Origin of the sequence: Streptococcus sp. 27098_8_148 (genome assembly GCF_041432105.1) — a bacterium.
In the GTDB taxonomy this organism is placed as follows: Bacteria; Bacillota; Bacilli; order Lactobacillales; family Streptococcaceae; genus Streptococcus; species Streptococcus parasanguinis_AE.
This window is the reverse complement of the sequence record NZ_JAPVYY010000003.1, coordinates 245,040-255,264: the sequence shown is the minus strand read 5'-3', so window position 1 is coordinate 255,264 and position 10,225 is coordinate 245,040. Positions and strand designations below refer to the sequence as shown.

Genomic DNA, 10,225 nt, shown 5'->3' with positions numbered 1-10,225 from the left:
AGTCTCTTTCTTTTTTTGTTTCTTTTTCTACTCTAGTGATCTATTCTCTTATTCGCTAAATCTTAAAAAATAGCCATCTGGATCTAAAACTGCAAATTCATGAGGATAGATATAATGGTCGTCAACACGAAATTTTCTTTTAATTAATGGGCGATGAATAGGATAGTTGGCTTCTAACAATTTCTGATAGAGCCTAGGGACATCCTCTATACCAAAGGAGATGTTAATTCCTTGGCCAAATGGGTAGGTTAGTTCAGCTAATTCTTCAACTGTCCCCTCCTCTAGCATGAGCTGGCAATCTTCAAGAGACAGGAAGAGAAATTTTTCTTCTGGGCGCTCGTATTCGATGGTGAAACCGAGCAAATCACAGTAGAAGGAACGGGACTGTTCTATATTCGAAACCATAAACTCGGGAATTACTGCATTGTAGTTCATAAAGAAAATCCTTATAATTCAATTTCCAAGACAATCGGTGTGTGGTCTTGGCGTGCGCCTGAGTCAATCATGTCTGATTTAGTAACCTTATCTGCAATGCGGTTTGAGGTTAACCAATAGTCGATTCTCCAGCCTGTATTGTTGATTTTTGAAGTCTTGCTGCGTTGTGCCCACCAGGTATAGCGCTCAGGAACATCACCATGTAGGTGACGGAAGGTATCTGTAAATCCTGCTGCTAAAAGGTTTGTAAATCCTTCGCGTTCTTCGTCTGTGAATCCTGGCGAACGGCGGTTGCTGGCTGGGTTAGCAAGGTCGATTTCCTTGTGAGCAACGTTGTAGTCACCGGTTGCAAGGACAGGTTTTTCTTTGTCTAATTCAGCCAAATATTCCGCATATTTGACATCCCAAACTTGACGTTCTTCTAAACGTTTGAGACCATCACCAGCGTTAGGTGTGTATACCTGAGTAACGAAAAATTTATCAAATTCCAAGGTAATGATCCGACCTTCCAAGTCCATGGTCGAAGGGGCTCCGATCTCTGGGAAAGTCACAACGGGTGTGAGTTCTTTTTTATAGAGAAACATGGTTCCGGCATAGCCTTTACGAGCCGGTTCTTGAGAAGAGCGCCAGGTGTTTTCATATCCAGGGAAGAGTTCCTCAAGAATTTCGAGGTGTTTTTTAGTAGGTCCTTTGGCGGATAACTTGGTTTCTTGAATGGCAATGATATCTGCATCCTCAGCGACCAAGGTTTGAAGGACTTCTTGAGAGAGTTTAGCACGTGCTGAATCACTAGTTAATGCAGCATTAAGCGAGTCGATATTCCATGAAATGAGTTTCATTGTATTTCCTTTTCTTGACATGATAGATAATTTTATTATAACAAAAAATATATTTTTTTCTGATTAGAATGCCTTGAATTCTCCCCTGAAATCTATTATAATAGCTTGAATTCATTTGGAGAAAGGGAGTTCATTATGAAATTTTACTCTTATGACTATGTATTGAGTCAGATCAGCCAGCAAAATTGGGTGACTATTGGGATCTCTGGTTTGCTCATTCTACTGACTGGTTTTTTTGCGGTGAAAGCTTATCGGGAGAAGCACGATAGCAAATTCCGTGAATTATCCATTATCTCGATTTTGACTCTGGTTGCAGTGGTCTTGATCAGTATCAGCAATTTCCAAAATAGCCAAAGTAATAATGATCAGTTCCAACGCTCACTCCATTTTATTGAGGTCATCTCAAAGGAGTTGGATGTCAAAAAAGAAGATGTCTATGTCAATACTTCAGCAGCCACAGATGGGGCGATCCTGAAGGTTGGAGAGGTTTATTACCGAGCTATCGCAGGCTCTGACCTAGATAGCTACCTATTAGAAAAGATGGATCTGTATAAAACAGACGTGGAACTTGTGGAGGTGAACAAATGACAGTAGATTTTTTAGCCATTTTGATTAAATTAGCTATCGGCTTGATTTCCTTGGTATTTGTAATCAATGTGACCGGGAAAGGAAACTTAGCACCAAGTTCTGCAGTAGACCAGATACAGAACTTTGTTCTTGGGGGAATTATTGGTGGGGTCATCTACAATAGCTCCATTACTATTCTTCAATACATTGTGATTCTCTTGATGTGGACTATTTTGATCTTACTCTTAAAATGGCTCAATACCAATGTCCGTTTTATGAAGCACTTGATCGATGGCAAACCAACTGTCATTATCAAAAATGGGAAGCTTGATCCGGAAGCTTGTCGATCCAAGGGACTTTCTGCTTCAGACGTTGCCTTGAAATTGCGTTCACAAGGAATTTTCCAATTAAAGGGAGTGAAACGAGCTGTCATTGAACAAAACGGTCAAATGATCGTTGTCCGTGCGGGGGATGAAAATCCTAAATACCCAATCATTACGGATGGTGTGGTTCAGCTTGAAATTTTGGAAACAATTGGGAAAAGTGAAGAGTGGTTGCTAGCTGAATTGGAAAAAGAAGGCTATGACAACGTTTTGGATATTTTCATTGCTGAGTATGACAAAGGAAAAATCAATGTTGTGACTTATTAGAAGAAGAGATTGGGCGAGTCTGTCCAATCTTTTTTCTTTATTAAATTCCAGGAAAGGGCTCTTCCTTTTCTTGAGATACTCTTGGAAAAATAGTAAAATGGAAAGTAAGTGTTGATTAGAAAAGAAGGATAGAAAATTTCATGAAGAAGAAAATACGGAAGTTTGAGAATCATTCGATCACACGCAGACTCTATCTGCTGTTTAGTTTGATTTGCCTTCTTTTTTTGGTTCTGATTACCCGACTTGGCTATATGCAGATCTCTCACCAAGCCTACTATACGGATAAATTGGCAAAAGCTACCAAAAAGACGGTCAAACAAGGGAGTGTGCGAGGGCAAATCTATGATGCTTCTGGTAAGCCCTTGGTGGAAAATGTGGGAAAACAAGTCCTTACCTTTACTCGGGATCGTAAAATGACGGCCCAAGAAATGCGAGAGACAGCTGGAAAACTCTTGCAGTATGTCGATGTAGAAAATCCTCAAGTAACCGAACGGCAAGAAGTGGATTACTATCTAGCCAATACCAAGGTCTACCAAGAGGTCGTGGAACACCTGCCTGAGAAAAAGAAATTTGATACCGATGGCAACCGCCTGCCGGAAGCCAAGATTTATCAAGCGGCAGTGGATAGTATCGACCCTTCAAAACTCGGCTATACGGATGATGAGAAAAAGATTATTTATCTCTATAGCCAGATGAATGCTGTGGAGAATTTTGCGACGGGGATTATTTCGACGCAAGCACTAGGAGCTGAGCAGATTGCGACCATCGCGGCTGACAGTCAGGACCTTCCTGGAATTGCGATCACGACCAGCTGGGACCGCAAGGTTTTGGATACTCCTTTAGCTTCTATCATCGGAACGGTTTCGACTGAGCAGGCAGGACTTCCAGCAGAAGAAGTCGAGGACTATGTCAAAAAAGGTTATGCCCTCAATGACCGGGTTGGAACCTCTTATCTCGAAAAGGAATACGAAAACGTCCTTCAAGGAAAACGCAGTGAAAAAGAAATTCTCCTGGATAAAAATGGCAATATGGATAAAGTGGTAGACATTTCAAAAGGAGCTAAGGGGGAAAACCTCAAGCTCTCGATTGACTTGGATTTCCAAAAAGGGGTGGAAGATATTCTCCGCTCTGCCTTTAGCGCAGAGTTGCAAGCTGGAAATGCGACCTACTCCGAAGGTGTCTATGCTGTAGCCCTTGAGCCTGATACAGGGAAAGTCCTTGCCATGGCAGGGATCAAACACCAGGCTGGTAGTCAAGATTTATCAACCGATGCTTTGGGAACAGTCACCAATGTTTTCGTCCCAGGATCGGTCGTTAAAGGAGCAACCTTGACTTCAGGATGGGAAAATGGTGCCATTTCCGGCAATCAAGTACTGACCGATCAGCCCATTATTTTTGCAGGATCAACGCCGATTAACTCTTGGTTTACCCAATATGGCAGTCGCTCCATCAATGCAGTAGAAGCTTTGGAATATTCTTCCAATACCTACATGGTTCAAATTGCTCTTAAGATGATGGGGCAACCCTACACTCCAAATATGACCTTACAAGTAGATCAAGTGGACCCTGCTATGAAAAAACTCCGTTCTACTTTTGCAGAGTACGGTCTTGGAACGTCAACGGGGATTGACCTTCCCAATGAATCGACCGGTTTTATCCCGAAAGAGTATACAGTCGGTAATTATTTGACCAATGCCTTTGGCCAGTTTGACAACTACACCCCTATGCAATTGGCTCAGTATGCGGCAACCGTTGCAAATGATGGGAAGCGGGTGAGTCCTCATGTCGTCGAAGGCATCTATGACAATAATGATCAAGGTGGCCTCGGTCAGTTGAAAAAAGCGATCGAAGCCAAGGAGCTCAATCAAGTCCATATCTCAGCGGAGAACATGGCTTTGATCAAGCAAGGGTTTTACCAAGTGGCCAATGGTACGAGTGGGTTGACGACAGGAAAAACCGTTGGTCGTGGGGCCAGTGTGCCCATCAGTGCAAAGACTGGTACAGCTGAAACCACTGTCGATGGGGGCAAACAAGCCATTAATACTAATGTGGTGGCGTATGCACCATCGAATAATCCAAAGATTGCGGTAGCGGTGGTCTTTCCACATAATACCAATCTACAGGCGACAGTTAGTCATTCCATTACGCGTGACATTATTAACTTATACAATCAGAAACACCCCATGAATTAGAAAGGAAACTATGCTTTATCCAGCACCTATTGCAAAATTAATTGACAGCTATTCCAAGTTGCCAGGAATTGGGATCAAAACAGCGACCCGTCTTGCTTTTTACACTATTGGCATGTCAGATGATGATGTTAATGAATTTGCCAAGAACTTACTAAATGCCAAGCGTGAGCTAGGGTATTGCAGTATTTGTGGCAATTTGACTGATGAAGAAACCTGCGAGATTTGTCGAGATGAAACGCGGGATCCATCCCTCATTCTTGTTGTAGAAGATAGCCGGGATGTCTCTGCTATGGAAAATATCCAGGAATACCACGGTCGCTATCATGTCTTGCATGGCTTGATCTCACCCATGAATGGCGTGGGACCCGATGATATCAATCTCAAGAGTTTGCTCAGTCGCTTGATGGATGGAACAGTTACTGAGGTCATTGTTGCGACCAATGCGACGGCAGACGGGGAAGCGACTTCTATGTATATCTCACGCGTGCTCAAGCCAGCAGGGATCAAAGTGACTCGTTTGGCACGTGGTCTGGCAGTTGGAGCCGATATCGAGTATGCGGACGAAGTGACCTTGCTTCGTGCGATTGAAAATCGGACAGAATTATAAGAGAAGTTCTTTCGAAAGGGCTATCATTGTGGTATACTATCAAGTAAGAAATCAAGGGAACAATTAGGGAGAAACTATGAGTAAACAAGACTTAATCCTGTTGTATGGTGGACGTAGTGCAGAACGTGAAGTATCTGTTCTTTCAGCAGAAAGCGTGATGCGCGCGATTGATTACCAAGCATTTTCGGTTCAAACCTACTTTATTACGCAGTCAGGAGACTTCATCCAGACGCAAGCTTTTGAAGAGAAACCAGCGGATGATGAGAAATTGATGACCAATGAGACAGTGGACTGGTCTAAAAAAGTGGCTCCATCTGGGATTTACAAGGAAGGAGCAGTGGTCTTTCCAGTTCTTCATGGACCGATGGGAGAAGATGGTTCCATTCAAGGATTCTTAGAAGTCTTGAAAATGCCTTATGTCGGCTGTGGTATCCTAGCTTCCAGTGTGGCCATGGACAAGATTACCACCAAACGGGTTTTGGAATCTGCAGGGATTCCACAAGTTCCTTATGTAGCTGTAGTGGAAGGCGATGACATTGATGAGAAAATTGCTGCAATTGAAGCCAATCTCTCTTATCCTGTCTTTACCAAACCATCCAATATGGGTTCAAGCGTAGGGATTTCAAAATCTGAAAACCAAATAGAGCTTCGGGCTGCTCTCGAATTAGCCTTCAAATACGATAGCCGTGTCTTGGTAGAACAAGGAGTCAATGCGCGTGAGATCGAAGTTGGACTTCTTGGAAACTATGATGTGAAGAGCACCTTGCCAGGTGAAGTTGTGAAAGATGTGGCCTTCTATGATTATGATGCCAAATACATCGACAACAAAATTACCATGGCGATTCCAGCTCAATTGGACCCTGAGGTTGTGAAAACTATGCGGACCAACGCAGAAAAAGCCTTTCGTGCGATCGGTGGTCTAGGTTTAGCGCGTTGTGATTTCTTCTATACCGATAAAGGAGAGATCTTCTTAAACGAACTCAATACCATGCCAGGATTTACCCAATGGTCTATGTATCCCTTGCTTTGGGACAATATGGGACTCAACTATACAGATTTGATCACCAAGTTAGTAGAGCTTGGAAAAGAAGTCTTCCAAAAACACGAAGCGCATTTGTTGTAAGAAAAGAGAGAGTGGGACAGAAATCGGTTATTCGTTAGAATTCGATTTCGTCGTCCCACCTCCGCACAGTTGAGTAGGGCTGTAAAAGCTGATGAAATCAGCGTAGTAGAGCCCACTCAACCACTGCGTCTTGCTCGACAATCCTAAAACAATCAAGAGGCTAGGACTTCTGTCCCAGCCACTTTTTTTGTGGTCTAGAATATGGTATAATGAGAAGAATTTGATAGGAGCGTCCAAATTTTTGAAGACGCTACGGAGAACTGAGGAGTCGGATATGAATCTCACATTACATGAAGTTGCTCATCTAGTACATGCAAAAAATGATATCAGCCAATTTGAAGATGTGGCCCTCGTCAAGCCTGAATTTGACAGCCGTTTGATTGGGCCTGGAGACCTGTTTGTTCCTTTAAAGGGAGCGCGTGATGGTCATGACTTTATTGAGACTGCTTTTGAAAACGGAGCCGTAGCCACTTTTTCAGAGAAAGTGGTAGAAGGGCATCCTTATATTTTGGTAGAAGATGTGTTGAGTGCTTTTCAAAACCTGGCTGCTGCCTATCTTCAAAAGACAAAAGTAGATGTTTTTGCAGTGACGGGGTCAAATGGTAAAACCACCACAAAAGATATGTTGGCACAGCTTTTGTCCACTACTTACCTGACCTATAAAACACAGGGAAACTATAATAACGAAATTGGTCTTCCTTATACAGTTCTCCATATGCCAGAAGGGACAGACAAACTGGTCCTTGAAATGGGGCAAGACCATCTAGGAGATATCCATCTTTTGTCAGAACTGGCGCATCCCAAGGCTGCTATTGTCACCTTAATTGGGGAAGCCCATTTGGAATTTTTCAAAGATCGAAGTGAGATCGCAAAAGGAAAACTCCAAATTGCGGATGGCATGCCAGAAGGTGGCCTTCTGGTGGTTCCAGCTGATCCGATCGTGAATGCCTACCTCCCTGAAAAACAAAAAGTGGTCCGCTTTGGTCCAGACGAGGAGATTTTTATTACCGAGTTGGTAGAGCGAAAGGATAGCTTAACTTTCCGTGCTAATTTCTTAGAAGAAGCGATTGATCTACCAGTAACAGGAAAATACAATGCGACCAATGCCATGATTGCAGCTTATGTTGCCCTGCAAGAAGGAGTGAGCGAAGCGGCGATTCGTGATAGTTTTGCTACCTTGCAATTGACGCGCAACCGAACGGAATGGAAAAAGGCCAGTAATGGAGCAGATATCTTATCCGATGTCTATAATGCTAATCCGACAGCTATGCGTTTGATTTTAGAAACCTTCTCGACTATTCCTGCGAATCCAAATGGCCGAAAATTAGCCGTCCTTGCAGATATGAAAGAACTAGGGGAGCAATCTGTAGATCTGCACAACCAAATGATCCTCAGCCTCTCGCCGGATGTCTTGGATACCGTTATTTTCTATGGGCAAGACATTGCGGGCTTGGCTCAATTAGCGAGTCAGATGTTCCCACTTGGACATGTCTATTATTTCAAAAAAACAGCTGAGGAAGACCAGTTTGAGGACATGGTCAAACAAGTCAAGGAAAGCTTAAAAGAGCAGGACCAAATCCTCATCAAGGGAAGCAATTCCATGCATTTAGCCAAATTGGTAGAGGAATTAGAAAAAGCCTAGCAAATGTGAAGGAAGTTATACAAAAATAGGCTACTATAAACTAAAGGAATAGAAAAATGACATTTTGGGATTTATTGATTACGAACCAAAAATCAGCCCCGCCTGAGTTTGGGCTCTGGTATTTCATTCTGCCAGCTTCTTTGTTGGTGGTTGGCTACTTTTCCATCAAATATGCACAGTCTAAAAGCTACCAACGCTTTTGGTATTGGGCGCAGTTGATCCAAGTCTTGACTATTAATGCTTGGTATATTCTCGCTCACATGCCTTTGACAGATAATTTACCCTTTTATCATTGTCGCTTGGCTATGCTTGCGATCCTTTTTGCTCCTAGAGGGACCTATATCAAGCAATATTTTGCCTTGTTGGGTGTTCTAGGATCCATTGCGGCTTTGGTTTATCCGGCCTTTGACCCCTTCCCATTCCCCCATATTACTGTACTCAACCTGATTTTTAGTCACTGGGCCTTGTTTGCCAATAGTTTGATTTACCTACAGGATTTTTATCAGTCGGAAAAACAGGACACCTTACGGATTGTTAAGATCACCTTTGGTATGAATGCAGTCATCTTTTTGGTTAATCTTTTGACCAGAGGAGATTACGGCTTCTTACGACGTCCACCAATCATTGGAGACCACGGTGCTCTTTTGAACTACCTCTTGGTCAGCATCGTGATGGTGGCTGGTATTTGCTTGGTCAACCAGCGCTACAAATACAAGATGGTCGAAGAGAGTATTGTTTCGCGTTCAGAATAAAAAAGCAGATAAGGGAAAGAAATCATGGCACTTCGGGACTTATTTTTTACCAGTCAACCAACGGCCCCTCCTCAATTGGGGGCCTGGTATTTCTTATTGCCGACTTCATTGGTGGTAGTGGCAGTTCTGTCCATTCGATTTGCTCACTCCAAAAGCTACCAAAACTTTTGGTATTGGGGACAGTTGATCCAGTTGCTCATCATCAACTCTTGGTATTTAGCAGCTCGCTTGCCTTTTTCAGAGAGTCTTCCCTTCTATCATAGCCGGATGGCCATGTGGATTATTCTTTTGGCCCCCAAGGGAAGCTTCAAGCAATATTTTGCCCTCGTGGGAGTCTTTGGCTCCATTATGGCCTTGGTTCATCCTGTTTTTTATCCCTACCCTTTTCCTCACGTTTCCTCGATCAACAATGTCTTTGGTCACTGGGCCCTCTTGGCCAACTGTCTAATCTATCTGGTTCAATCCTACCAGGTGGAAGAAGGGGCTGTTTGGAAGATCTGTCAGATGACTTTTGGAGTCAATGCCATTATTGTTCTAGCCAACCTTGTAACGGGCGGAAACTATGGCTTTCTGCGTCGACCACCTGTGCTAGGAGACCATGGCCTTGTGCTCAACTATTTGATCGTGACAGTCCTCATGACGGGGACACTGATTTTCATCAATACGATCGTTCAGTACAGTAAGAAAAGAAGAATACCTAAATCTGTTTAAATAAGGAGATTTTATGCATCATTTTTTCACTACAGAATCAACAGCACCACCAGCAATCTCAGCACTTTGGTATAGTGTGATGGTCTTGTTCGTTGTGACAGCGATTATGATGTCACTTCGCTATTATCAGAATGAGCAATTTCGTAAATGCTTTCAATACTTACAAGGCTTCCAGTTAATTTGCTTGTATCTTTGGTATTTTGCCTACCACATTCCTTGGTCCAATAGCTTACCATTTTATCATTGCCGCTTGGCCATGTTTGCGGTCTTGTTTTTACCAGACCGCTGGAAAAGCAAACAGTTCTTTGCCTTGATGGGAGTGAGTGGAGCCATCTTTGCTTTGGGCTATCCAGTCTTTGATCCCTACACTTTCCCTCATATTACGAGCTTTTCTTTCCTCCTCGGACATTACTGTCTCCTCATCAATTCCTTGATATATCTCTTGAGATGGTATGATCGAAACCTCTTAAAAAATAGTCAGATTGTTCTCTATACCTTTGCCTTAGATTTATTCCTGGTTGGAGTCAATCAATTGACGGGAGGAAATTATGGCTTGATGGCCCGCCCTCCGATTATGAGAGGGGATAAGGTATGGCTCAATTATCTGGTTGTATCCAGTATTTTAGCCCTTGCTTTATTACTCTTTAATCAGTTCTTCAGTCGCAGAAGTGAGCGGGTGAAAGTGAGAAAATAACAAGTAGGAAGGT

General features: G+C 43.0%; 11 protein-coding genes. 9 read left to right on the top strand and 2 right to left on the bottom strand.

Annotation, left to right across the window (positions count from 1 at the left end):
- Positions 1–48 precede the first annotated feature (48 nt).
- Both O3646_RS04205 and O3646_RS04200 read right to left on the bottom strand, forming a co-directional pair.
- Positions 49–435 carry a VOC family protein gene (locus O3646_RS04205; protein WP_070586491.1) on the bottom strand — a complete coding sequence of 129 codons (387 nt, stop codon included), beginning with the start codon at positions 433–435 and terminating at the stop codon, positions 49–51.
- A gap of 11 nt (positions 436–446) precedes the next feature.
- On the bottom strand, positions 447–1,274 hold the full coding sequence (locus O3646_RS04200; protein ID WP_371610579.1) for an exodeoxyribonuclease III: 828 nt from the start codon (positions 1,272–1,274) through the stop codon (positions 447–449).
- Between the two features lie 135 nt (positions 1,275–1,409).
- Between O3646_RS04200 and O3646_RS04195 the strand changes: the two genes are divergently transcribed.
- The 9 genes from O3646_RS04195 to O3646_RS04155 all read left to right on the top strand — a co-directional run bounded on the left by O3646_RS04195 (position 1,410) and on the right by O3646_RS04155 (position 10,212).
- On the top strand, positions 1,410–1,862 hold the full coding sequence (locus tag O3646_RS04195; RefSeq protein ID WP_371610578.1) for a DUF3290 family protein: 453 nt from the start codon (positions 1,410–1,412) through the stop codon (positions 1,860–1,862).
- Positions 1,859–2,491, top strand: coding sequence for a DUF421 domain-containing protein (locus tag O3646_RS04190; RefSeq protein WP_049515494.1), 633 nt, complete (start codon positions 1,859–1,861; stop codon positions 2,489–2,491). Before O3646_RS04195 ends, O3646_RS04190 begins: the two co-directional genes overlap by 4 nt.
- A gap of 140 nt (positions 2,492–2,631) precedes the next feature.
- Positions 2,632–4,683: a penicillin-binding protein PBP2B gene (pbp2b, locus tag O3646_RS04185; protein WP_371610577.1), complete on the top strand. Its 2,052-nt coding sequence runs from the start codon at positions 2,632–2,634 to the stop codon at positions 4,681–4,683.
- Positions 4,684–4,693: 10 nt separating this feature from the next.
- Positions 4,694–5,290 carry a recombination mediator RecR gene (gene recR, locus O3646_RS04180; RefSeq protein ID WP_021152853.1) on the top strand — a complete coding sequence of 199 codons (597 nt, stop codon included), beginning with the start codon at positions 4,694–4,696 and terminating at the stop codon, positions 5,288–5,290.
- A 76-nt stretch (positions 5,291–5,366) separates the two neighbouring features.
- Positions 5,367–6,413, top strand: coding sequence for a D-alanine--D-alanine ligase (locus tag O3646_RS04175; RefSeq protein WP_368397591.1), 1,047 nt, complete (start codon positions 5,367–5,369; stop codon positions 6,411–6,413).
- A 274-nt stretch (positions 6,414–6,687) separates the two neighbouring features.
- A complete protein-coding gene (gene murF / locus O3646_RS04170) occupies positions 6,688–8,055 on the top strand; it encodes a UDP-N-acetylmuramoyl-tripeptide--D-alanyl-D-alanine ligase (RefSeq protein ID WP_371610576.1) in 1,368 nt (455 codons plus the stop codon).
- Between the two features lie 56 nt (positions 8,056–8,111).
- The gene (locus O3646_RS04165) at positions 8,112–8,807 is read left to right on the top strand and encodes a TIGR02206 family membrane protein (protein ID WP_368397593.1); all 696 of its coding nucleotides are present in this window, start codon (positions 8,112–8,114) and stop codon (positions 8,805–8,807) included.
- 24 nt (positions 8,808–8,831) lie between these two features.
- Positions 8,832–9,518, top strand: coding sequence for a TIGR02206 family membrane protein (locus O3646_RS04160; protein ID WP_368397595.1), 687 nt, complete (start codon positions 8,832–8,834; stop codon positions 9,516–9,518).
- Between the two features lie 13 nt (positions 9,519–9,531).
- A complete protein-coding gene (locus O3646_RS04155) occupies positions 9,532–10,212 on the top strand; it encodes a TIGR02206 family membrane protein (RefSeq protein ID WP_003006294.1) in 681 nt (226 codons plus the stop codon).
- Positions 10,213–10,225: the final 13 nt, after the last annotated feature.